The organism is Ligilactobacillus sp. 110_WCHN, from assembly GCF_030518115.1.
GTDB lineage: Bacteria > Bacillota > Bacilli > Lactobacillales > Lactobacillaceae > Ligilactobacillus > Ligilactobacillus aviarius_C.
Genome location: NZ_JAULLI010000002.1, coordinates 84,327 through 108,515, shown reverse-complemented (window position 1 = coordinate 108,515; position 24,189 = coordinate 84,327). Strand labels below are relative to the sequence as shown.

The 24,189-nt window shown below is 42.8% G+C and carries 25 protein-coding genes; 23 read left to right on the top strand and 2 right to left on the bottom strand.

What is annotated here, in order from left to right:
* The first annotated feature begins 2 nt into the window (after nucleotides 1-2).
* From purD to Q3C15_RS01350, 20 genes are all read left to right on the top strand, one after another.
* Nucleotides 3-1,253 (top strand): phosphoribosylamine--glycine ligase, encoded by a 1,251-nt coding sequence (gene purD, locus Q3C15_RS01445; protein ID WP_302703646.1) that lies wholly within the window; start codon nucleotides 3-5, stop codon nucleotides 1,251-1,253.
* A gap of 59 nt (nucleotides 1,254-1,312) precedes the next feature.
* Nucleotides 1,313-2,971 carry a formate--tetrahydrofolate ligase gene (locus Q3C15_RS01440; RefSeq protein WP_302703641.1) on the top strand — a complete coding sequence of 553 codons (1,659 nt, stop codon included), beginning with the start codon at nucleotides 1,313-1,315 and terminating at the stop codon, nucleotides 2,969-2,971.
* A 70-nt stretch (nucleotides 2,972-3,041) separates the two neighbouring features.
* Entirely contained in the window at nucleotides 3,042-3,494 is a 453-nt protein-coding gene (gene lspA, locus Q3C15_RS01435) for a signal peptidase II (protein ID WP_302703636.1), read from the top strand.
* The gene (locus Q3C15_RS01430) at nucleotides 3,487-4,392 is read left to right on the top strand and encodes an RluA family pseudouridine synthase (protein WP_283599015.1); all 906 of its coding nucleotides are present in this window, start codon (nucleotides 3,487-3,489) and stop codon (nucleotides 4,390-4,392) included. The genes lspA and Q3C15_RS01430 overlap by 8 nt, the downstream gene beginning before the upstream one ends.
* 138 nt (nucleotides 4,393-4,530) lie before the next feature.
* A complete protein-coding gene (gene pyrR / locus Q3C15_RS01425; protein WP_057827336.1) occupies nucleotides 4,531-5,058 on the top strand; it encodes a bifunctional pyr operon transcriptional regulator/uracil phosphoribosyltransferase PyrR in 528 nt (175 codons plus the stop codon).
* A 181-nt stretch (nucleotides 5,059-5,239) separates the two neighbouring features.
* Nucleotides 5,240-6,190 (top strand): aspartate carbamoyltransferase catalytic subunit, encoded by a 951-nt coding sequence (locus Q3C15_RS01420; RefSeq protein ID WP_302703635.1) that lies wholly within the window; start codon nucleotides 5,240-5,242, stop codon nucleotides 6,188-6,190.
* Nucleotides 6,190-7,470 (top strand): dihydroorotase, encoded by a 1,281-nt coding sequence (locus Q3C15_RS01415; protein WP_204778740.1) that lies wholly within the window; start codon nucleotides 6,190-6,192, stop codon nucleotides 7,468-7,470. Before Q3C15_RS01420 ends, Q3C15_RS01415 begins: the two co-directional genes overlap by 1 nt.
* A gap of 1 nt (nucleotide 7,471) precedes the next feature.
* Nucleotides 7,472-8,557 carry a carbamoyl phosphate synthase small subunit gene (locus tag Q3C15_RS01410; RefSeq protein WP_278851260.1) on the top strand — a complete coding sequence of 362 codons (1,086 nt, stop codon included), beginning with the start codon at nucleotides 7,472-7,474 and terminating at the stop codon, nucleotides 8,555-8,557.
* On the top strand, nucleotides 8,550-11,726 hold the full coding sequence (carB, locus tag Q3C15_RS01405) for a carbamoyl-phosphate synthase large subunit (RefSeq protein WP_302703633.1): 3,177 nt from the start codon (nucleotides 8,550-8,552) through the stop codon (nucleotides 11,724-11,726). The genes Q3C15_RS01410 and carB overlap by 8 nt, the downstream gene beginning before the upstream one ends.
* Before the next feature lie 12 nt (nucleotides 11,727-11,738).
* A complete protein-coding gene (locus tag Q3C15_RS01400) occupies nucleotides 11,739-12,683 on the top strand; it encodes a dihydroorotate dehydrogenase (RefSeq protein ID WP_204778746.1) in 945 nt (314 codons plus the stop codon).
* Nucleotides 12,673-13,389 carry an orotidine-5'-phosphate decarboxylase gene (gene pyrF, locus Q3C15_RS01395; RefSeq protein WP_283573202.1) on the top strand — a complete coding sequence of 239 codons (717 nt, stop codon included), beginning with the start codon at nucleotides 12,673-12,675 and terminating at the stop codon, nucleotides 13,387-13,389. Before Q3C15_RS01400 ends, pyrF begins: the two co-directional genes overlap by 11 nt.
* 1 nt (nucleotide 13,390) lies before the next feature.
* Nucleotides 13,391-14,014, top strand: coding sequence for an orotate phosphoribosyltransferase (gene pyrE / locus Q3C15_RS01390; protein WP_283573201.1), 624 nt, complete (start codon nucleotides 13,391-13,393; stop codon nucleotides 14,012-14,014).
* Nucleotides 14,015-14,309: 295 nt separating this feature from the next.
* Nucleotides 14,310-15,275, top strand: a complete 966-nt coding sequence (locus Q3C15_RS01385; protein WP_057827539.1) for a LysR family transcriptional regulator — start codon at nucleotides 14,310-14,312, stop codon at nucleotides 15,273-15,275.
* Nucleotides 15,276-15,315: 40 nt separating this feature from the next.
* Nucleotides 15,316-16,242 (top strand): manganese-dependent inorganic pyrophosphatase, encoded by a 927-nt coding sequence (locus Q3C15_RS01380; protein WP_057827343.1) that lies wholly within the window; start codon nucleotides 15,316-15,318, stop codon nucleotides 16,240-16,242.
* A 121-nt stretch (nucleotides 16,243-16,363) separates the two neighbouring features.
* Nucleotides 16,364-17,290, top strand: coding sequence for an alpha/beta hydrolase (locus Q3C15_RS01375; protein WP_302703621.1), 927 nt, complete (start codon nucleotides 16,364-16,366; stop codon nucleotides 17,288-17,290).
* A 143-nt stretch (nucleotides 17,291-17,433) separates the two neighbouring features.
* Nucleotides 17,434-17,931, top strand: coding sequence for a DUF4947 domain-containing protein (locus Q3C15_RS01370; protein WP_283596531.1), 498 nt, complete (start codon nucleotides 17,434-17,436; stop codon nucleotides 17,929-17,931).
* Nucleotides 17,932-17,943: 12 nt separating this feature from the next.
* Nucleotides 17,944-18,540, top strand: coding sequence for a hypothetical protein (locus Q3C15_RS01365; RefSeq protein ID WP_302703617.1), 597 nt, complete (start codon nucleotides 17,944-17,946; stop codon nucleotides 18,538-18,540).
* The gene (locus Q3C15_RS01360) at nucleotides 18,533-19,489 is read left to right on the top strand and encodes a hypothetical protein (RefSeq protein WP_302703615.1); all 957 of its coding nucleotides are present in this window, start codon (nucleotides 18,533-18,535) and stop codon (nucleotides 19,487-19,489) included. The genes Q3C15_RS01365 and Q3C15_RS01360 overlap by 8 nt, the downstream gene beginning before the upstream one ends.
* Nucleotides 19,490-19,585: 96 nt before the next feature.
* Nucleotides 19,586-20,377 (top strand): hypothetical protein, encoded by a 792-nt coding sequence (locus Q3C15_RS01355; protein WP_302703613.1) that lies wholly within the window; start codon nucleotides 19,586-19,588, stop codon nucleotides 20,375-20,377.
* A 14-nt stretch (nucleotides 20,378-20,391) separates the two neighbouring features.
* Complete coding sequence (locus Q3C15_RS01350; RefSeq protein ID WP_302703611.1) at nucleotides 20,392-21,129, top strand: hypothetical protein; 738 nt, start codon at nucleotides 20,392-20,394, stop codon at nucleotides 21,127-21,129.
* An 82-nt stretch (nucleotides 21,130-21,211) separates the two neighbouring features.
* Here Q3C15_RS01350 and Q3C15_RS01345 read toward each other — a convergent pair whose 3' ends face one another.
* Entirely contained in the window at nucleotides 21,212-21,811 is a 600-nt protein-coding gene (locus Q3C15_RS01345; RefSeq protein ID WP_302703609.1) for a hypothetical protein, read from the bottom strand.
* Between the two features lie 18 nt (nucleotides 21,812-21,829).
* Nucleotides 21,830-22,174, bottom strand: coding sequence for a hypothetical protein (locus Q3C15_RS01340; protein ID WP_064207805.1), 345 nt, complete (start codon nucleotides 22,172-22,174; stop codon nucleotides 21,830-21,832).
* A 243-nt stretch (nucleotides 22,175-22,417) separates the two neighbouring features.
* On the opposite strand from Q3C15_RS01340, the gene Q3C15_RS01335 reads away from it, so the two are divergent.
* From Q3C15_RS01335 to Q3C15_RS01325, 3 genes are all read left to right on the top strand, one after another.
* Nucleotides 22,418-22,606, top strand: coding sequence for a hypothetical protein (locus tag Q3C15_RS01335; protein ID WP_278851231.1), 189 nt, complete (start codon nucleotides 22,418-22,420; stop codon nucleotides 22,604-22,606).
* Between the two features lie 163 nt (nucleotides 22,607-22,769).
* The gene (locus Q3C15_RS01330; RefSeq protein WP_057827355.1) at nucleotides 22,770-23,540 is read left to right on the top strand and encodes an RNA methyltransferase; all 771 of its coding nucleotides are present in this window, start codon (nucleotides 22,770-22,772) and stop codon (nucleotides 23,538-23,540) included.
* 114 nt (nucleotides 23,541-23,654) lie between these two features.
* Nucleotides 23,655-24,143: an HD domain-containing protein gene (locus tag Q3C15_RS01325; protein ID WP_057827356.1), complete on the top strand. Its 489-nt coding sequence runs from the start codon at nucleotides 23,655-23,657 to the stop codon at nucleotides 24,141-24,143.
* Nucleotides 24,144-24,189: the final 46 nt, after the last annotated feature.

Here is a 24,189-nt window from a genome sequence, read left to right as displayed (position 1 = left end):
AGATGAAGGTATTAGTAATTGGAAGCGGCGGACGTGAATTTGCGATTTGCCGAAAATTAAAGGCGAGTGCCCTGATTGATGAAGTTTACTGTGCTCCGGGCAATCCTGGAATGGAACGGATCGGAGTTCATCCGGTCGGAATTCAAGAAAATAACTTTGAAGCGTTAGCGGCGTTTGCAAGCCAACATGCAATTACGTGGACAATGGTTGGACCGGAAGATGCATTAGCAGATGGGATTGTTGACTATTTTACGAGCAATGGATTGAAAATCATCGGTCCGGATAAACAGGCGGCCCAATTGGAAAGTTCAAAGGATTTTGCGTTGAACTTTATGCAAAAATTCCATATTCCAACGGCTCAGCACCAAACATGCACCTCAATGGAAGAGGTTGATGCAGTCCTTGCCCAAACCTCATATCCAACGGTCATTAAGGAAGATGGCCTCGCTGGGGGAAAGGGCGTCTTTATCGTTGAAAACCAAAAGGAAGCCCTGAAGGTTCTTGCAACCCTTAAAGTTTCACCGCAAACCCCAGTGATCTTTGAAGAATATCTTGACGGTCCGGAATATTCGATTTTCGTTCTTTTGAATCAAAAATCATTTCAAATTTTACCGGTGGCACAGGATCACAAAAAAATTTTTGACCATGATCGCGGGCCAAACACCGGTGGCATGGGGGCTTACAGTCCCGTTCCGCAATTTGATCAAGCGGCGTTTGACCGGACGGTTAAAGAAATTGTTGAACCAACGATCAACGGAATTCACACCATGGGCTTCAATTATACCGGAATTATTTATATTGGGATCATGATGACGGCCAATGGCCCGAAAGTGATTGAATATAATGTCCGGTTGGGTGATCCTGAAACCCAGGTCGTTTTGCCACGGATCAAAAATGATTTTGGCAAATTGCTGACGGAATGTGTTGATCAGGAAATCCTTGATCCAATTGGAGTTGATTCGCAAGCCTACGTCAACGTTGTGCTTGCAGCCAAGGGCTATCCGCAAAACTATGTTAAAGGTCAACAATTGCCAGATTTTAAAATTCAAGGGCAAGGGATGATCGATTACGCCAACGTTGCTGTTGATGATCAAGAACGATTGGTCGGAAACGGCGGTCGAATCTTATCCGTAATTGGGATTGGCGATTCGATCAAGGAAGCCCAAGCGAATGCTTACGAAATCCTAAGCAATCATCCAGTCAATCAGACATATTACCGGCATGATATTGCAAATCGCGCAGTTCAGAAATGAGTTTTTGGCTTAAATAAGATATAATAAAAATTACTTAATTTACATGGGAGGTTTACGCAATGAATGATATTGAAATTGCTCAACAAACAGAAATGGAACCAATTGTTGATGTTGCTCACAAAGTTGGTTTAACTGAAGACGACCTTGAATTATACGGAAAGTACAAGGCCAAGGTTTCACTACCATTGAAGAAGAAAACGCAAACCAAAGGGAAGATGATCCTGGTAACGGCGATCAACCCAACGCCTGCGGGTGAAGGAAAATCAACCGTAACGATCGGGTTAGCCGATGCAATGAGTGCAATCGGTAAAAAGACAATGGTTGCTTTGCGTGAACCTTCTTTAGGACCGGTCATGGGGGTTAAAGGCGGTGCAACCGGTGGTGGTTATTCACAAGTTGTCCCAATGGAAGACATCAACTTGCACTTTACCGGTGATATGCACGCCTTAACCGCCGCTAACAATACCTTAGCTGCTTTGATCGATAACCATATTTACCAGGGCAACGAACTTGGAATCGATCAGCGCCGGGTGATCTGGAAACGCGTTTTGGACATCAATGACCGCGCATTGCGGCATACGGTGATCGGCTTAGGTGGTCCAACACAAGGGGTTCCGCGTGAAGACGGCTTTGACATTACGGTTGCTTCTGAATTGATGGCTGTTTTATGTTTGGCAACGGATCTGAATGATTTGAAAAAGCGGATCGGCCAAATCGTAATCGGCTATAACTTTGACCGCGAACCAGTAACAGTTGATCAATTAGGCGTAACCGATGCGATCACACTGCTTTTGAAGGATGCTATCAAGCCAAACTTAGTTCAAACCCTTGAACACACTCCCGCTTTAGTTCATGGCGGCCCATTTGCAAACATTGCTCACGGGTGCAACAGTATTATTGCAACCCGGACAAGTATGGAATTAGCTGATTATACGTTGACGGAAGCCGGTTTTGGAGCTGACTTAGGCGCTGAAAAATTCTTAGACATTGTATGTCCCCGGTTAGGCAAAACACCGGATGCAATCGTAATCGTTGCCACTGTTCGCGCATTGAAGATGAACGGCGGGGTTGCCAAGGACAACTTAAACGAAGAAAACGTTGAAGCTGTTCAAAAAGGATACGTCAACTTACAACGGCACATCCGTAACATGAAACGCTATGGCGTTCCGGTTGTGGTTGCGGTTAATAAATTTGCAACGGATACCGATGCGGAATTAAATCAAGTAATTGACCTTTGCAAGGCTGATGATGCGGATGCGTACATTTCAGATGGTTGGGCAAAGGGTTCAAAAGGCGTAATTGATTTAGCTCACGCAGTTGTCGATGCTTGTGACCAAGAATCGGACTTCAAGCCACTTTATCAACCAGAAGATTCAATTGAACAAAAGATCGAAACCTTGGTTACGAAGTTCTATGGCGGCGTAAAGGTTGAATACAGTCCAAAGGCTAAGCGCCAAATCAAACAATTTGCCAAACTTGGCTGGGATAAAATGCCGGTCTGCATGGCCAAGACCCAATACTCATTCTCAGATAATGCGAAGTTGCTTGGTGCTCCAACCGGCTTTACCGTTCACATCCGAGAATTTGTGCCAAAATTAGGAGCTCAATTTATCGTTGCGTTGACCGGGAATGTTTTGACCATGCCGGGGTTGCCGAAGGTTCCAGCGGCCAACGGAATGCACGTTGATGAAAACGGCAAGATCAGCGGCTTGTATTAATTCCTGAATTATACAAATCATCCAAAAAAAGGTAAACTTAATATCGAAGTTTAAAAACGGAGGTAGGAAGATGCCTTTAATTGGTTATCTGGCGGTCAGTCTGATGATTTTCGGACTTGACCAGTTAGTGAAATATCTCGTGGTGACCCACATCAAACTGGATACAACGGTCAGTTTTATTCCGCATGTGCTCTCATTGAGCAATGTGCGCAATGATGGCGCGGCATGGAGTATTCTTCAAGGACAGCAGTTACTCCTGTTTGTGATTACGGTTGCGGCGTTGATGGTCATGCTTGTCTTATTAAAGAAAAATCGGAATGATCGATTGTTTGCCTGGGCATTGACCCTGATGGTCGGGGGAACATTGGGTAACTTTCTTGACCGGTTGCGGTTAGGATACGTGGTTGATATGTTTACCCTTGATTTTATGAATTTCCCGATTTTTAACGTCGCCGATTGTGCATTAACGGTCGGGGTGATTTTACTGATAATTGCGTTATTTACAGGTGATGACAATGAGTGATTATGTAATTACTGATCAAACGGGAAGAATTGACAAGGTGCTAACGACCCTTGAACCGGAAATTACCCGCTCGCAATTGAAGAATCTGATCAATGACGGGCATGTGACGGTCAACGGGCAGGCGGTGAAACCGAAATATAAGGTGCAGGCTGGCGATAAAATTTCACTGGTCAAACCTGAACCGCAATCGTTAGAATTGACACCGGAAAATATTCCGCTTGATATTGTTTATGAAGATGATGACGTGATCGTGGTCAATAAACCGCAAGGAATGGTGGTTCATCCCGCTCCCGGGCATCCGGATCATACGCTGGTCAATGCCTTGTTGTATCATTCACCATTATCAACGATCAACGGGACTTTTCGACCCGGAATCGTTCACCGGATCGATAAGGATACGTCTGGCTTATTGATGGTTGCGAAAAATGATTTAGCGCATCAAAGTTTAGCTGAGCAGTTACGTAACAAAACTAATAAGCGGGAATATCTCGCATTGGTGTACGGTCAGATCAAAGAAGATGAGGGGACAATCGATGCGCCGCTCGGCCGGAATCCGCAAGATCGCAAAAAGCAAGCGGTCGTCAAGGGCGGCCGCCACGCCGTGACCCACTTTAAGGTAATCAAACGGTATGACAACTTTACGCTTGTAAAATGTATTCTTGAAACTGGCCGAACGCATCAAATTCGGGTTCATATGAAGTACATTGGGCATCCGCTTGTCGGCGATCCGTTATACGGTCCGCGCAAGGTGATCGGGAAGAATGGGCAGTTTTTACATGCTGCATTATTAGGGTTTAAGCACCCGCGGACGGGCAAGGAAATGGTCTTCGAAGCCCCGCTTCCAGAAAATTTTCAAAAAATGCTGGATAAGCTTGACAAGCAACAGCACAAAGGTTAAATTTAAATTGATAAAAGACCTTGAAACTAGTCCCGTGAGGCTAAAAAGGTTCGCAAACGTTCGTTAGCAAGCTGGCTTAGTCGATACGAAATTAGTTTTGTAGAGGCTGAGCCCTTTTGTTTTTGAGGAGGAATCAATATGGCAAAGGAAATTTATGATGAAATGGCGGTCAAACGGGCCCTTACCCGGATGACTTACGAAATCATCGAACGCAACAAAGGAATTGACAACCTGGTGATCGTTGGAATTAAGACCCGCGGAGCATATCTTGCTCAACGGATCGCTAAGCGCTTAGAACAACTTGAAGGTGCAAGTGTTCCCGTTGGCGAACTTGACATTTCAATGTACCGGGATGACCGGAAGCATACTGATGATCCGGTCGTAAAGGATTCACAATTGCAATTCGACATTACCGGCAAACACGTGATCTTAGTTGATGATGTGCTTTTTACCGGCCGGACGATTCGGGCTGCATTGGATGCCTTGATGGATCAAGGCCGGCCAGATCGAATCAACCTTGCCGTATTGGTTGACCGGGGGCACCGTGAACTTCCAATTCGGCCAGACTTTATTGGAAAGAACATTCCAACAGCGATGGATGAACAGGTTGCCGTTTACGTAAAAGAAATCGACGGTAAAGATGGAATTGATTTAATTAAAAACTAAACATTTATATTAACCATTTAATTGACTCCAGAGAGGGCAAAACGGTTGGTATTCTGTTCTGAAATATAATTGTAATCGATAACTGTATTCCAAAATCAGAACCATAAAAAGGGTAACGCCTATCTGAAGTCAAATTCAGGTAGGCGTTTTTTGATACGCAAAATAAAGGAGAGAAATCATCATGGAAAATGAAATTGCACTTAACCATTTTGTTTCAGTTGAAAATTTAACAAATGATCAAATTTTAACATTGATCCACAATGCAGAAGGATTTAAGAATCAAACCCGGAAAGTGAGCTTAACCGAACCGGTATATGCGGCCAACCTCTTTTTCGAAAATTCAACCCGGACGCACACCAGTTTTGATATGGCAGAACGGAAATTAGGAATCCAAGTTATTCCGTTTGATCCGAGCCATTCATCAGTTAACAAAGGGGAAACATTATATGACACGTTATTAACGTTGGAAGCTTTAGGGGTTCAATTAAGTGTGATCCGGCACTCAACGAATAATTACTACGAACCATTGATCAATTTAAATGATGATCAACACCTCCACATGGCAATTATGAACGGGGGCGACGGTAGCGGCCAGCATCCATCTCAAAGCATGCTTGATTTAATGACGATTTATGAAGAATTCGGCCATTTCGATGGATTAAAGATCGCCATTGTTGGGGATATTACAAGTTCCCGGGTTGCTCGCAGTAACATGCAAGCCCTTCATCATTTAGGCGCTGAATTGTACTTTGCTGGTCCGGACTACTGGTACGATTCCCAATTCGATAAGTACGGCAAGCACGTTGACTTTGACGATGTGATCGATCAAATCAACGTTGCGATGCTTTTGCGGGTGCAACATGAACGCCATGCCGGCGATGAAAATGAAGACCAATTCTCAGCAACCAGCTACCACGAAAAATACGGCTTGACTAATAAACGTTACCAACAAATGAAGAAGGAAGCCATCATCATGCATCCAGGTCCGATCAACCGTGATGTTGAGCTTTCATCAAACTTGGTTGAAGCTGAAAAATCACGGTTCTTCCGGCAAATGCAAAATGGCGTTTTCATGCGGATGGCAATGATCGAAGCGGTTTTGCGCGGCAATCATCTTGGAGGGCTTCAATAATGCACTTATTGTTAAAAAACGGTCAAGTTTATCAAAATAATAGTTTTATCAATGCAGATGTTTTGATTGAAGAGCAGAAAATCAAGGCCATTGGCAAGTTAAATTGTAGCGCCGATCAGGAAGTCGATGTTACCGGTAAGATCGTTGTTCCCGGACTGGTTGACGTTCACGTTCATTACCGTGATCCGGGTCTAACATACAAAGAAGATGTTCATACCGGGACAATGGCAGCGGTGCATGGCGGCTTTACCACGACATGTGCGATGGCAAACGTTGATCCGGTTCCGAATACCCCGGAATTGATTCACCAGATGATGGAGCATAACCGGCAAACCGGGGTTGTGCATGTTTACCAGTACGCTCCGATCACCGCTGATTTAACTTCAGATCAACTGATCGATTATCAAGCAATGCAACAACTTGGAGTTTGCGGCTTCAGTAATGACGGGCACGGCGTTCAGCATGGCGGCACAATGTACAAGGCAATGCAGGGGATTCAAGCAGTCAACTTGCCATTGGCGGAACATGTTGAAGATGATTCACTGAAATTCAACGGGGTGATGAACGAAGGCGCAAACGCGGAGAAATTAGGATTAGCCGGAATCCCAGGGGAATGTGAATCTTCACAATTAGCACGGGATTTGGTTTTAGCAGCAAAAACGGGCGTGCATTATCATGTCTGCCATGTTTCAACGAAGGAAAGCGTGGAGATGATTCGCATCGCCAAGTCAATGGGAATCAACGTAACCTGTGAAGCAGCGCCGCATCATTTGTTATTAAATGACGGGATGATCACGACGGATGATGCGTATTACAAAATGAATCCGCCGTTGCGGACTGCTGAAGACCAGGAAGCCCTGATTGAAGGATTGCTTGACGGAACGATTGACATGATTGCCACTGATCACGCACCGCATGCAGATGATGAAAAACTGCATGGAATGGTTGGTGCGGCATTCGGAATCACTGGCAGTGAAACGGCCTTTTCAAGTTTGTACACGCACTTGGTAAAGCCGGGTAAGTGTTCGCTTGAACAGTTGATTGATTGGCTGACCGTGCAACCCGCAAAATTATTCAACTTAACGCGGGCCGGCATGCTGCGGATCGGCGATGCCGCTGACATTGCGGTGTTTGATTTAGATCATCCATTCAAATTCAGTGAAGCAGACTATTTATCAAAAGGAAGAAATACGCCGTTTACGGGACGTGAATTGTACGGGCAAACGATAATGACAATTGTTGATGGCGAAATTAAATACCAACGAGAGAAGGAGCTTTAAGATGAAACGATACTTGGTTTTGGAAGACGGAAATGTGTTTGAAGGCGAAGCATTTGGTTCAAGTCACATTACGACTGGTGAAGTTGTTTTTTCAACCGGAATGACGGGTTACCAAGAAGCAATCACCGACCAATCATATGCTGATCAGATTTTAGTATTTACAAACCCGCTGATTGGAAATTATGGGGTCAACCTTGATGATTATGAATCGTTGCAACCGAAGTGCCGCGGGGTCGTTTGCCGCGAATTGGCCCGGTATGCAAGCAACTGGCGCAAGCAGGACACCCTTGATCACTTTTTGAAACAAAATCACATTCCGGGAATCAGCGGAATCGATACGCGGCGGCTGACGAAGATCATTCGCGAACACGGGACGATGAAGGGGTGCCTTGTAAATTCGATCGAAGATAAGGAACACACGATCGAACAATTACGGGCAACGGTTTTGACCGACCAGCTGGTTGACATGGTTTCAACCAAACAACCGTATCCAAATCCAGGGACGGAACGGAATGTGATTGTCGTTGACTTTGGCGCCAAGCACAGTATTTTGCGGGAATTAGCTAAACGTAATTGCAATACGATCGTGATGCCGTATACCGTAACGGCGGAAGAAATTTTGCAACTTCATCCGGATGGCGTTTTGCTTTCAAACGGCCCTGGTGACCCGAAGAGCCTGCCGCAAGCCATCCAGATGATCCAAGGCATTATGGGAAAAGTCCCGATCATGGGTGTTTGCTTAGGTCATCAGTTAATGTGCCTTGCAAACGGGGCGGACACGTTCAAGATGAAATTCGGCCACCGCGGATTCAACCACCCGGTTCGGGAAATTGCGACGGGTGAAATTGCATTTACTTCCCAAAACCACGGATATGCCGTTGATCCGGAATCATTAAAGGGAACCGACTTAATGCCGACCCACATTGAAATCAACGACGGAACGATCGAAGGCGTTCGGCACCGCAAGTATCCGGCATTTTCAACTCAATTCCACCCGGATGCAGCTCCGGGGCCGCACGATGCAGTTAGTTTGTACGATGACTTTATGCAAATGATCGACAAGAGAAGGGGCGAACAAGATGACTAAGAGAACTGATATTCACAAGATTATGGTACTTGGATCTGGTCCAATCATCATTGGCCAGGCGGCTGAATTTGATTATTCCGGAACGCAAGCATGTTTGGCTTTGAAAGAAGAAGGGTATGAAGTTGTGTTAGTCAACTCTAACCCCGCAACGATCATGACGGATAACGAAATTGCCGATCATGTTTACCTTGAACCGTTAACGGTTGAATCGGTTGAACGAATCATTCGGCAAGAATATCCGGATGCGATTTTACCAACTTTAGGCGGTCAAATCGGATTGAACTTGGCGATTGAATTGGACAAAACCGGCATTTTAGATGAATTCAACATTGAATTGCTGGGAACGAACCTTCAAGCCATTGATGAAGCCGAAGACCGGGAAAAATTCAAGGCGTTGATGAAAGAATTGAATGAACCCGTTCCGCCTTCACGCAGTGTCAATACGGTCAAGGAAGCAACGGATTATGCTGAAGAAATCGGCTATCCGGTAATCGTGCGCCCAGCCTTCACGATGGGCGGAACTGGTGGCGGCATGTGCAAGAACCGCGAAGAACTTGAACGGATCGCCGCAAACGGCCTTGACCTTTCACCCGCAACCCAATGTTTGATTGAAAAATCAATTGCCGGGTTTAAAGAAATTGAATTTGAAGTAATGCGCGATGCAGCGGATAATGCAATGGTCGTTTGCTCAATGGAAAACGTTGACCCGGTTGGAACGCATACCGGCGATTCGATCGTGGTTGCGCCAACCCAAACATTATCAGATCGTGATTATGAAATGCTGCGCGATTGCTCATTGAAATTGATCCGCGCATTGAAGATCGAAGGTGGCTGCAACGTTCAGCTTGCGTTGGATCCGAAGAGTTACCAGTATTACATCATTGAAGTTAACCCGCGGGTTTCACGGTCATCAGCGTTGGCTTCCAAGGCCACTGGTTACCCAATCGCCAAGTTGGCAGCTAAGATCGCGGTCGGCTTGACCCTTGATGAAATCAAGAACCCCGTCACCGAAACGACCTTTGCGGAATTTGAACCGGCATTGGACTACGTTGTTACGAAGATTCCGCGCTGGCCATTTGATAAGTTCCGCGATGCTGATCGCCGGTTAGGCAGTCAAATGAAGGCCACCGGAGAAGTCATGGCTTTAGGTCGTAACCTTGAAGAATCCCTTCAAAAAGCGGTTCGTTCATTGGAAATTGATGAAGACGACTTGATTTCTGAAACATGCCGCCGAGCATCGGATGAAGAAGTTGAAAATCGGTTAGTCAACGCCCAAGACGACCGAATCTTTTATTTGGCAGAAGCTTTTCGGCGAGGATATAGTCTTGAAGAAGTTCATGAATTAACCAAGATCGACCGCTACTTCCTTGATGTTTTAATCCACATTGTGGAAATTGAAAAGGATCTTGCTGCAAATGTCAATGATCTTGAAACGTTGAAGAAAGCTAAACGTTATGGCTTCAGTGATTTAACGATTGCAAAGTTATGGCAGACAACGCCTGATGATGTCCGGCAATTCCGGTTGGACAACCACGTAGTTCCGGTATACAAGATGGTTGATACCTGTGCTGCCGAATTTGCATCTGAAACGCCATATTTTTACAGTACATATGATGAAGAAAACGAAAGCTGCAAGTCAGATCAAAAATCAGTACTGGTTATCGGTTCCGGCCCGATCCGAATCGGTCAGGGGGTTGAATTTGACTACGCAACGGTTCACTGTGTTAAGGCTTTGCAAAAGCTTGGTTATGAAGCAATCGTTATGAATTCGAACCCCGAAACGGTTTCAACGGACTTTTCGGTATCCGATAAGTTGTACTTTGAACCATTGACCCTTGAAGATGTCTTGAATGTGATCGACCTTGAACAACCAGAAGGTGTCATTCTTCAGTTTGGTGGTCAAACTGCAATCAACCTGGCTGCCGGATTGGATGCACACGGTGTGCGGGTATTAGGAACGACCGTGAAGGATCTTGACCGGGCCGAAGACCGTGAATTGTTCGATCAAGCAATCAAGAAACTTGGATTGAAGCAACCGCAAGGCGATACGGCAACCACCCCGGAACAGGTTAAAGAAATTGCCCACCGGTTAGGTTATCCGGTTCTTGTACGACCAAGTTACGTTCTTGGTGGCCGAGCAATGGAAATCATTTATTCCGATGATGAACTTGATGAATACTTAAGTCAGCACGCCCCGGCAAACGGCGACCACCCAATTTTGGTCGATGCCTACCTTGAAGGAAAAGAATGTGAAGTTGATGCCATCTGTGACGGTGAAAATGTTTTGATTCCAGGAATCATGGAACACATTGAACAAGCCGGAATTCACTCTGGAGACTCAATGGCCGTTTACCCGCCGCAATCATTCAGTCAAAAGATCAAGGAACAAATCGTTGAAATTACGGCTAAACTAGCGATCGAACTGAAGTGTGTCGGCATTATGAACATTCAATTCATCGTTCATCACGGCGAAGTTTATGTTCTTGAAGTTAACCCGCGGGCAAGTCGGACAGTGCCGTTTTTAAGCAAGATCACCGGGATCCCAATGGCGCAAGTCGCAACCCGGGCGATTATGGGTGAATCTCTTGTTCAACAAGGATACAAGCCAGGGTTAGCTCCTGAAAGCCAAAATGTTTCGGTTAAAGCACCGGTCTTCTCGTTCAACAAGTTAGCCGATGTTGACAGCTACTTAGGACCGGAAATGAAGTCCACCGGGGAAGTTATGGGAACCGACCGCGAATTTGAAAAGGCATTGTACAAGGCCTTTGAAGGGGCTGGAATGCAGTTACCAGAAACCGGAACGGTCTTGTTGACGATCGATGACCGCAATAAGCAAGAAGCCCTTCAAATTGCCCGGCGCTTTGAAAAGATGGGTTACCAGATCGCAGCCACTAAAGGAACGGCGAAGTTCTTACAGGACAATGGCTTACACGCTAAAGTGGTTGGCAAGATCCACGACATTCAACCAAACCTGTTAAATGAAATTAAAGATCGCAAGCTTGATCTGGTAATCAACACGATGGGTCATGATCAAGCCCACAATTCGGACGGCTTTATCATTCGGCAAGCCGCAATTCAACACAACATTCCGTTGCTGACTGCCTTGCGGACGGCGGATGCCTTGTTGAAAGCCATGGAAAACCGGACATTTATGACCAATGCACTGTAAGGGGGAGATCAGATGAATCGACGATTAACAGTCAAGCTTCCGGGATTAACGATGAAAAATCCGTTAATGCCGGGAAGCGGAACATTTGGCTTTGGGGATACTCCCGCTGCTGAAAAAATGGATCTTAATGGATTAGGCGCTTTGGTAATTAAAACGACGACGCCGCATGCGCGGAAAGGTAACCCGCATCCGCAGATCGCAATGTTGAAAAATGGCGTGATCAACTCGGTGGGGTTAACGAATCCTGGGGTTGATGCGGTTGTGAATGAAAAATTACCGTATTTACGGCAAAAGTATCCGGACCTTCCAATCATGGGCAGTATTGGCGGTTCAAGTGTTGCTGATTACCGGGGCGTTGCACAAAAATTAGCGGATTCCAACATGTTAAACGCATTGGAACTCAACATTTCATGCCCTAATGTTCAAGAAGGCGGAATGGCATTTGGAACGAACCCGCAAACCGTGGAAGAAGTAACCCGCAAGGTGAAGGAAGTAACCGGATCGATTCCGGTTTACGTCAAACTTTCACCGAACGTAACGGACATTACGGCGATTGCCAAGGCAGCTGAACGCGGCGGAGCAGACGGCTTAACGATGATCAATACTTTGCTGGGATTACATATTGATGTCGAAACCCGGCAGTCAGTGATTGGTAACGGAATGGGCGGTTTGTCGGGTGCCATTCTCAAACCGCTTGCCGTGCGGATGATCTATCAAGTTGCGCATGTAACTGATTTACCGATTATTGGAATCGGCGGGGTCGAAACGGTTGACGATGTGCTTGAAATGTTTTTGGCAGGTGCTTCAGCCGTTGGAGTTGGTGCCGCTCACTTTGATGATATGGAAGTGATCCCGCATCTTGCCGCCCAGCTTGAACAGCGAATGGATGAACTGAACATTGAATCGCTTGAAGAATTACGAAAAGAAGTAAGGAATGAATTTCGAAATGAAGATTAGTGAACCGATTATTGCATTGGATTTTCCAGATAAGCAGACAACGTTGAATTTCCTTGATCAATTTCCGCGTGACCAACACCTCTTTGTGAAGGTTGGAATGGAACTGTATTACAGTGAAGGGCAGGAACTGATCAAGGAACTTAAGGACCGCGGCTACTCAATTTTCCTTGATTTGAAATGCCACGACATTCCGCACACGGTTGAACGGGCAATGAAGGTCATTGGAAAGTTGCACGTTGATTTAACCACGATCCACGCTGCAGGCGGATCCGCAATGATCCACGCTGCCAGGGAAGGAATGCTTGCCGGCAGTAACCAGCATGCGCCGGCCAAAATTTTGGCAATTACCCAGTTGACATCGATTACGCCGCAAATGCTTACGGATGAACAATTGATCACGGTGCCGCTTGAAGACAGTGTCAAGCATTATGCGCAGGTTGCCCAGCAAAACGGCGCAGATGGGGTTGTGTGTTCTGCCAATGAAGCCCAAATGTTGTATCAAACATGCGGGGAAGATTTTTTGAAGATCACTCCTGGAATTCGGTTAGCCGGCGAAAGTGTTGACGACCAAAAACGGGTCATGACACCTGGCAAGGCAGCTCAACAACACTCAAACGGACTGGTTGTTGGCCGGTCGATCACCCAAGCAGCCGACGTTCAAGCCGCATATCAACGGGTCAAAAATGAATGGTTGAAGGAGAATTAAGATGAAAGAAATTGCAAAAGACTTATTAAAAATTAAAGCAGTGAAATTATCACCGAACAAACCGTTTACATGGGCCAGCGGAATCAAAAGCCCCATTTATTGTGATAACCGGTTGACAATCAGTTACCCTGAAATTCGCAAACAGATTGCTCAAGGATTAGCAGCGCAAATCAAAGCTGAATTCCCCGATGTCGAAGTGATCGGCGGAGTTGTAACGGCCGGCATTCCGCATGCTGCATGGGTTGCGGATGAATTAGGATTACCGTTGATCTATGTGCGGTCAAAACCCAAAGACCATGGACGCGGAAAACAAATTGAAGGAGTTTTACCAGCCCATGCGAAAACAGTCCTGATTGATGATCTGCTTTCAACGGGCGGCAGTGTGTTAAAAGCTGTTCAAGCAGCTCAAAATGAAGGCGCCGATGTGATCGGCGTCGGCGCAATTTTCAGTTATCAATTACCAGCAGTATCAGCGAACTTTAAACACGCCGGCCTTTCATTTACAACGCTGACCAATTACTCTGAATTGCTTGAAGCGGCAACTGAAGAAAATTACATTGCCGCAGATCAATTAGAAACGTTGAAAAAATGGCGCAAAGCACCCGAAAAGTGGAATAATGACTAGAAAATGAGCCTAACAAATAATTTAATTCATTCTTTATTGTTCAGTTATCATTCAATTAGATTTTGAATAAAATTTAGTTAAAAAACAAGCATAAGTGAATTTTTTATTATCAATTTGAATAAATATTAGCAGAAGAAACATTATTTAAATGCTATTTTTAATAGAATGAAAAATTTTCCTATTTTTTTTATTGAATTTATGGTACTATAAAAGACCGGGTAATATTTAATTGATATTATCGTTCGCTGACTGCCGAAAGTTAACGAGATTAGGCTGAGTGAAAGGAATTTTGGATATGAAAGACACGCGGGGCAGCTTTTTGCCATCAAGATCGCTTGATTATTTTCTGCAATTGACTGAAACGATGAATTATACCCAAGCTGCACAAATTTTAGGAATTTCGCAACCTGCATTGACCCAACAGATCAAGAAGTTAGAGAAAAGCATTGGGGCGCCGCTTTTTTATAGTGTAGGGAAGAAGCTTCACTTATCTGATGCTGGCTATACGATGTTAGATGCAATTCATCAAATTTATGAAACTGTTAGTCAGGCGACAGATCAAATTCAACGTTCAACTGAAATTAATCAGGGACGTGTGAACATTGGAATTTTAGCTTCAATTGAAAATGATGTCTTTACTGACTTTGCAATTTCATATTACAAGTCTCATCCTGATGTTGAAGTTTCATTCCACACACTGACCCGGCACGAGTTGTGGAAGCAGCTTGAAGATAACCGGATCGATATTGGAATTATGTACCTTCCAGATTCAAGTATTAAAAATTGGAAACCTTACGTTAAAAAGACGATTATTCGGGATGAATTGATCTACTTAGGGCATGACGAACAAATTGCTCATAAGACCCGAATCGATTTGAAAGACGTGGTTGATCAGCCATGGGTTGATTATCCGCAAAACTACTATTTAAGCAATATTATTAATGAACAATTCCGTAAAGCAATGTTGAATACCCCAAAGAGCGTTGCGCACTTTACCCAATCACGGGCATTGTATCACTTTGCCAAGGAAGCAAAGGTCAGCACCGTTTTGCCGGCGTCATGTGCGAATGCATATAACTATGGCATTGATCGGATGGCAAGTGCGTTCTTTAATCCGAAGATCGAATTTGAGCTTTCATTTGTCTTTCGAAAGGGGAAAGAACGGATTCCACGGATCTCAAACTTGCTTGACGAATTTGATGAATATTTAGTCCAAAAAGACTACATTTCTCGCTTGACAGAGCTTAATAAAATGGAATAACCTTAAAGTGATTTTATTATTGAGTTAAAGGAGCATTTCGATGAAAGAATTAGTTTTTGGACACAAGAATCCAGATACAGATGCAATCGTTGCCGCAAAGGCATACTCATATTTACAAAATAAATTAGGCGCAGATACTGAAGCCGTTGCTTTAGGCGAACCAAACGAAGAAACCCAATTCGTTTTGGATTATTTCAATGAACCAGCACCACGGGTAATCAAGACTGCTTCAAACGAAGTTGACGCTGTAATGTTGATCGACCACAACGAAGCTCAACAAAGTGTTGCCGACATTAAAGACGTTCAAGTAACGCATGTTGTGGACCACCACCGGATCGCGAACTTTGAAACTTCAGCTCCATTATACTACCATGCTGAACCGCTTGGATGCAGCAGTACGATTATCTTGAAGGAATTCAAGCAACACGGCGTTGAAGTTCCTGCTAACATTGCCGGCATGATGTTATCAGCAATTATTTCAGATACATTATTATTGAAATCACCAACAACAACTGACGAAGATGTTGCTGCCGTGAAGGAATTAGCAAAGATTGCTGGCGTTGATTATGAAAAGTACGGTTTGGATATGTTAAAGGCCGGGACAAATCTTGCAAGCAAGTCAGACGAAACATTGATTTCACAAGATGCAAAGTCATTTGATATGAACGGTACTCAAGTTCGCGTTGACCAAATCAACACCGTTGACTTGAATGAAGTCTTTGATCGTGAAGATGGCTTGCGTGCTGCTATTGAAAAGCAAAACAAAGAAAACGGCTATGACTTGTTCTTATTGATGGTTACAAACATCCTTAACTCAGATACACGGTTATTGGTTGTTGGTGAACCGCAATCAGTTGTTGAACAAGCATTCGGCAAGAAGCTTGAAGATAACAAGATGGACTTGCCGGGTGTTGTTTCACGGAAGAAGCAAATTGTTCCTCCGTTGGAAGCAGCATTTAACGCTTAAGATTAAATCAAATATTAAGGGAGAAAGCTATGACATTTGTCATAGCTTTCTTTTTTCTGACAACATTCATATAATTTGATGTATAGTGGAATTGAAAACAGTTTACATGAGGGTGAGTAAGATGCTTTTATTATTAATGATCATCTTAATGATTTTGATGTATTGTTACCGGACAGCATTTTATGTTAAGCCGGGTCATCATGAAGATCCGTATAATTTACCGCAAAACGAACAATATCAGCCATACTATCATGCGATGGTCCACCTGGTTGATGCGTTGAATAACGAACCGTATGAGGCGGTTTCAATCAAATCGTTTGATGGATTGACGTTGCGCGGCCGGTTATATATTTATGATGAACATGCACCGATCGAACTGGCATTTAACGGCTATCGAACCGATGGAATCCATGATTGCGGCGGTGTATTTCAGATTGCCCGGCGGTTAGGGCATAACATGCTGGTCGTTGATCAACGGGCAACCGGGGACAGCGACGGTAATGTGATCTCATTCGGAATCAACGAGCGGTACGACGTTGTTGCCTGGGCAGAGTATATTGCGCACCGTTACCCGCAGATGAAAATTATTCTGGTCGGCGGGTCACTTGGCGCAGCGACCGTCTTAATGGCGTCCAAATTGAAATTACCGGTCAACGTTGTCGGGGTGGTGGCCGATAGTGCATACACTTCGCCGAAAGCCATCATTAAAAAGGTTATTCAGCGAATGAACCTTTCGCCAACGATCATGTATCCGTTCGTGAAGCTGAGTGCCAAACTTTTCGGGCATTTTAACTTGGAGGCATCATCGCCAATTCAGGCGGTTCAGAAAACCAAGTTACCGGTTTTGATCATTCATGGTGAAGATGACCGCTATGTCCCGTGTTCAATGGCGCATCAAAACTACGCGGCATGCAAATCACCGATCAAAATGTTATTAACGATTCCAAAAGGACCGCATGATATCAGCTTATTGGTTGACTGGGACAAATACCAAGGAACAGTTGAAAAGTTCTTCAAGCGGATCGGCGTTCCGGTGAAAAAGGAATGATTTAGTTAGAGGCTGTGACATAAGTCGCAGCCTCTTTTTGATAAATTAAACTTTATGATTTTCTTTCAAAATCCAAAGATTAATTTACAAAATACTTTAAAATTGATAAAATTTACTTATTTAATTTAAAGGAGTTAGTGTAAATGAAAAGAAAGTTTTTAGGATTAATGGCATTTTTAATGCTTTTCTTGTCAGGAAGTTCGGTCATGGCGGCTGGTCCGCAGCATAAAATGACGGACTTGAAGGATAAGGTCGAACGCAAGAAGACGAAGCCGGGGGACGTTGACGCCACGGTTCCAGACTGGTCGAAGTATAACCGGGCCGATGTTATCCGGATGTATGGTCAACCGGAACGCGATGAAAAGAACGGGCAAATTGTTTATAATTCATTGCTTAATCATGAGTTTGCCTTAAATGAAATTCTTGCGCATGACGGCAAAATCACCACGAACGAAGGATGGGCTTTTGGCGACCAAATTGCTGACTGTTCAATGGGTGAAGACTTTGGCAACGATAAAGGTCAAGGCGCCCACGTTGAAGAATTAAGTTATGATCATGACCGGTTCAACGTTTACCTCGATACGCAAAAGGACCAAGTCTTTTACGCCACACCTAACAAAGACTTTGTAACATTCAGATAGGGGGATCACATCATGAAAAGGATTCAAAAAATTGGATTAAGTTGCTTAACATTTATTTTGGGCGTTGGCTTGATTTCTGGTCAAGTCAGCGCTGATCAATACCGTACATATCAGGTCGGAAAAGATTTAAATCCCGGAAAGTATACCGTCACTTCCAAGAACGGAACGGGTGATCTTTACAATTCAACTTACGACTTTGACTTTGTTCTTACAAACGGCAAACGCAAGGTCAATGGCATTCATAAGTCAGAACACTTAAATGTTCAGGCGGGACAACAGATCATCGTGAATGACTTTGATGCCAACTTCCAACCAGACAATTCACCGAAAATTACCCAACAGGGAAAAGTTACCTACGGCGAATACCGGGTCGGCAATGATGCCGGGGCCGATATTCAACCGGGAATGTATGTCATCAAACCCGGAAAGTGTGCCGGCGAATACGCGGTTAACAGCTCATTCATTGGCCGGGGTGCTGTTAATCTTTCGGGTTTGAAGAAGCTTCAAAGTGATGAACACCGGCAACATCGGGTGCAACTTAAAGATGGTGATCATTTATATGTTGACCTTCAGGATGCTACGTTGACGCGGATTGGTAATAATGATTAACGAAAAGCATGAACGCGGAGTTTTTAAAGGCCGCTCACCGCTGTTTAAGAATTTATTTGTTTGGTTAGCAGTTGGATATATTTTGACCGGATTGGTTGGTTCAACGTGGTGTGCCCGTGATGTTTTGACCGGTGCGGGTCCTTGGATATTGATTTTTACTATGGGAACAGTATGTGTAATTTTTATTGTTCCAGAGATTTTAATGGGAATTGCGTTAAAAAATAAGAACAAAGAAGTTATAGTTGCTTCCGTAGTTGTTAATATTATTTATTTACTTATTTTCGGCGGATTATTAAAACGTCCACTTGTTTATGATGACGAAGGTGGAGTAGAGTACCACTACGCTTTCAATTGGCGCTTTATCGCATTAAGCTGCCTGATTATTAGTATTGCGTTTGGGATCGCTCTGTTGATTTTGATCAACCACGCAAAATGGTCGTTGAAAAAGAATAAAATTGCGTTATTGATAACAGCAATCGTGAGTTGCGGGCTGATTGGCGGAGTTGGAGCATTTACTCTTGTTCAACGCCATTCAACGTTAGTAATGATGAAAGCGCAGTACGTCAAAAATCGCGAATTAACTGAAAACAATCAATTATCAGATTTAAGTTCCGATGTGGTCGGAATTAAAACGGCAAAGTTTGCGGTCGTTCCAACTTCGAAAATCACATTGGCTTCAACGGACGTATGCGGAACGAATTCTGATCTTCAAGATAATGTGATTTTAATTGAAGTTAACGGGAAACCAATTTCGAATCATGATTACAATTATTTGATTGGCCAAGAAGATGAAAATGAACCATTCAGCAAACGGCAAGCCTTGGCTGCGAAGTACGGGTTAACGATGCGGAAACATGGCAAACCGGCGCGGCAATCATTGAAGCAGGTCAAAAAGGCAGAAGTTAATTGGACGGAAAAGCAGATTGATCAAGTTACAGAGGAAAATTAAATGAAAGATTCTTCAAAGTCTAATAAAATTTTTTCAAGACTTGGAATTCTATACTTAATTTGTTTTATTCCATTTTATTTTTGGTGTGTAAATCGGGTGGATTCTTATATTAGCGGATGGGGATTTCTTTTTACACTCGGAATTCCGCTTTATATCCTGGCAATTCCGGGATTTTTGATGATAAAGGCACTGGATAATAAAGATTCGTATACAGTTATTGATTCAATGCTTGTTAATATTCTTTATGGTGCGCTTTTTAATCATCTGTCGTCGGTTCCATATTTAAATGATGGTACATTTGAGTATGAATTTGGTCTGCGTTTTTTAGGGTTAGCCGGACTAATTTTTTGTATTATGATTGGCATTGTTATGGCATTGATGCTAGGTGAATTGTCAAAAGAGAGATCAAAGTTGATTGCTAAAATTGGTTTAATTGGTGGAGGATTTTTAGTTTTAGGTTTATCGGTAATTACAGCTGTCCAGTGGCATTCTCAATCAATTATAGAAAATGTCAGATATAATAAATCAATTAAATCAAGTGAAAATTCAGAATTATCATCACTTACAGATTATGTGAGCGGGGTTCATAAAGTAGAATTTGCAATCGTTCCGGCAAATAAATTTTCACTTTCAGATTTACACAACACACATCCTGACACTCCGATAGTTAGAATTAATGGGAAAAAGATTTCAAGTGATGACTATAATTATTTGATCGATCAAGAAGATGAAAACGAACCATTCAGCAAACGGCAAGCCCTGGCTGCGAAATACGGGTTAACGATGCGGAAACATGGCAAACCAGTGCGTCAATCATTAAAACAGGTCAAGAAGACAGAAGTTAATTGGACGAAAAAACAGATTGATAAGTACCAAGATGCATATTAAATTGAGGTATTGCAGTGAGATATAAAATAATTGATCAACGACAACAAAGAATAGATAAAGAAGTTGGAAAAGAACGACGAAAATTTGTTTATGGAACATATATTATTTCAACCATAAATGTTTTGCTTACGTTAATTGTAGCTTTTTACTTAGTAAAAAATGATCAATTTGTTGATAATGCAGTAAAGTACACAGTAATTATTTTTTTCCCATATTTACTTTCGTTATACTTTACAAAAAAAATATACAATAAAAAGTTAGTTGCTATTGTAGTGAATTTATATTATATATTTGGAATGTTAGTAAGCGATATATTGTTTGGAATGACATTGGGAAACTTTTTTCATTTTATCATTGAGGCAGGAAATGGTAGACAAATTATCCCTGCTATATTAGTAACTATGTTGACATATGTATATTCAATATTTTCAAACATAAGTGGATTTTTAAAAAGGAATAAGAAAACCGTGGTTTGGGGAATGGTAGGTATATATGTTTGTCAGTTATTCATTGTAAAAGGAAAAGTTTTAACAATAATAGTAGATATAATCGCGGTAATTTTTTCTTTATTGGAATTAAAAATTAATGTAAAGGAAGTATCAAATAAGTTTGACTATTTAACTAATAACGGAAAGCGAAGAGAAATAAATTTACTTCCATTTATGATTCAAGAAGCAATAGGATTATATTTAGAAATGTTAGTTGCAATCGAAGAAATTTTGAAATTAGGATTAGATTCAAATGATGATTAAGTTGCAACAGATATTATTATGATTAACATTTTAACATTAGCGTATCAAAATACCCCCTCGCCATTACAGCGAAGGGGGTATTTTAGTGTTGATATTCTAATAAATTTAAATGTTTCCGAAATTCGTAGGCCTCCACACTGCGCGAATATGGGGTAACGATCTTTTTACCGTCATCGGCGAAGAACCGGTACTTACCTTTTCCGGGATTTTCAATGCACTTGCCAACGTAAACTTGATTTTGATACTTGAAAGTCAATGTTGGCGGATAGAAGGTGCAAACTTTGGCCGTTGAATAGCTTTGGTAAACGACCGACCTGATTGCCAGCCGCTGTTCCCAGTAAGCAAGGTCGCCGCTGAAAGTCCGCGCCCGGTCATAATACATCACGTTGATGGCGGCTTGTGCGCCGGTGAAGACCCGGAAAACGATCAGTTCATAATTTGATTTATAGATTCCGGGAATTTCGGTAAAGTAATTCAACCGGACATTGAAGTCAATGGCATCCAGGTCAGGGACAATTTTAAGTTGCTCTTTGATTTCCTGCGGTGGCCGGACGTTAAAAACGATACACCGCCCGTGATGATCTGAAAGAAAAGTTGTTTTGTTTAAATCAATAAATGCGGTCAAGTCAACCGGAGTTTCATTGATCGTCAATGTTAAAATGTCGCTGTGGATTGCTGCCATGACTGTGCCTCGAATTTATTAATTATTAAAATACAGGCAAAGAAGTTTGATGAATTTAACCTGCAAGGCGTTAAACAAAACTTCAACGCTGTAATTATTGATGTAGTGAATGAGATTACCATCTTCATCAAAATCAAGGTTCAGGTGTGAATGATCGGCTGCGGGCTGCTGGATCAATTTGATCAGATAAACTAGTTCTTCGCTTGAAAAGAGCTGGTTGTCGTGAATAAAAATCCCATGGGTATTCATCGTTAAATCCTTGATCTTTAAATTGATTGCGTCCCGATAATACTCAGCGTTGATCAACATCCAAATTGCGTTTTGCTGATTTGGTGAAAATGGAATTAAACCGTCTTGAATCATTTGCATACTCCTTAATTATAACGTGGAGACTTCAAAAGGGGTTCGCTGAAGCCTCTCAATCACTAAAATTGTACTGACAATGCCAAAAGAAATCAATGTTTGATTGGTATTAGCTGAACTTATCGAAAAAGATTGATAAGTAAAATTTACGTTATCTTTCAACTTATTTATAACAAGCACTTATCACTGAATGAATTCAGATAAAATGATATAATGCCTATTGAAATGAAGAGGGTGAAAAACATGCGTGAATTATTACAAAAAGATTTTTGCTGGGTTGTCGGGATTTTTTGTATCGGATTAAGTTTATTTTCATGTCTTTTCCCATTTATCGGCAAAGTTCCCGGTGTTTCATTTGCCCAACACGGATTAGTAGTCGTCGGCGTGATTTTGATGCTGGCGGGAATGGTTAGATATCGGAAGAAAGGTTAAATGAAGAAAAGGTGTCCCAAAACATTCATTTTGATGGTTTGGAACCCATTAATCATGAGGTTGAGAATTGTTCTCAGCCTCATTTGTTTTTAAAGATGAAATTCGCTGACTTGATATAGTATAATGGAAACGGAATTTTTACATCGAGGAGATCAAAACAAAATTGAAGATTATTACATCAGTTAACAATTCACAAGTTAAAGCATGGTCAAAGTTGAATACGAAGAAGGGCCGCTTGAAGCAGGGCAAGTATTTGCTTGACGGCTGGCACCTTGTTAAGGAAGCGATTCGGACGCATGAACCGATCGAAACGATCATGGTTCAACCGGATTTCAAGCATTTGCAAGAAATTGAAGTTCCGGAAGGTGCTGATTTGATCCAAATTACGGATAACGTGGTCAAGCATTTAAGCGACACGAAGCATCCGCAGGGGGTCATGGCCGTGATCAAGATTCCGGAACAACAAGAAATTGCACCGGAAGACGTTACTGGCGCATGGCTTTTCATGGATAATGTTCAAGATCCCGGTAACATTGGCACGATGGTGCGGACGGCGGATGCAGCCGGCTTTAGCGGAATCGTCTTTGGTGACGGGACCGCTGACGTTTATAATCCAAAAATCGTCCGTTCAATGCAGGGCAGTCAATTCCATTTGAAGATGGTCACGGCCCCGCTTGAACCATGGATCAAAGCCTTTAAAGCGCAAAACAAACCGGTTTTCGGAACCGAATTAAATCCAGATGCGCGGCCGTATGATCAAGTCGGCAAGCATGCCGATTTTGCATTGATCATGGGGAATGAAGGTAACGGGATGAACAAGGATCTTTTGAAACAAACATCATTGAACCTTTACATTCCAATTATCGGGAAAGCCGAATCATTGAATGTCGCGGTTGCGGCCGGTGTTTTGATGTTCCAGCTTAAAGCAAATTAATCTTATTTAAGATTGTTAAGTTATTAATACAATTCGGTTATAACGTTTGCTTTTTGAAACCAAGCCCGTTAGCATATGGATTGTAAGAACTTAATGAAAAGATCGTGAGGCTCTATGAAAGAAAACGAATGGCGTAATGATGCGGAATACATGAGTTACGTTGGGAATTTATTAGTCAAGCCGGAAGTTCAAAAATTATCTGAATATGAACAGCATCATTTTTGCACGCGACTTGATCATGTGATCACGGTGTCATATGAATCATACAAGATTGCCAAAAAGATGAATCTCGATGCCCGGGCAGTTGCGCGGGCTGGACTATTGCATGACTTATTCTATTATGACTGGCGCGATACCAAGTTTAATCTTGGAACGCACGCCTGGATTCACCCACGAGTAGCCGTGCGCAATGCCGAAAAGATTACGACTTTAACTGCCAAAGAAAAAGACATTATTATCAAGCACATGTGGGGGGCAACGCTGATTCCTCCGAAATATCCGGAAGGGTTTATTGTGACGGCCGTTGATAAGATCTCAGCGGTTGATGAATACAGCCATCACCTTGTTGACAAGGTTGAACGGATGGTGCGGTCAGCATACTAATTTACTTTGCAAAAGTAAGGTTATAGTGTACAATAATCACAGTAAA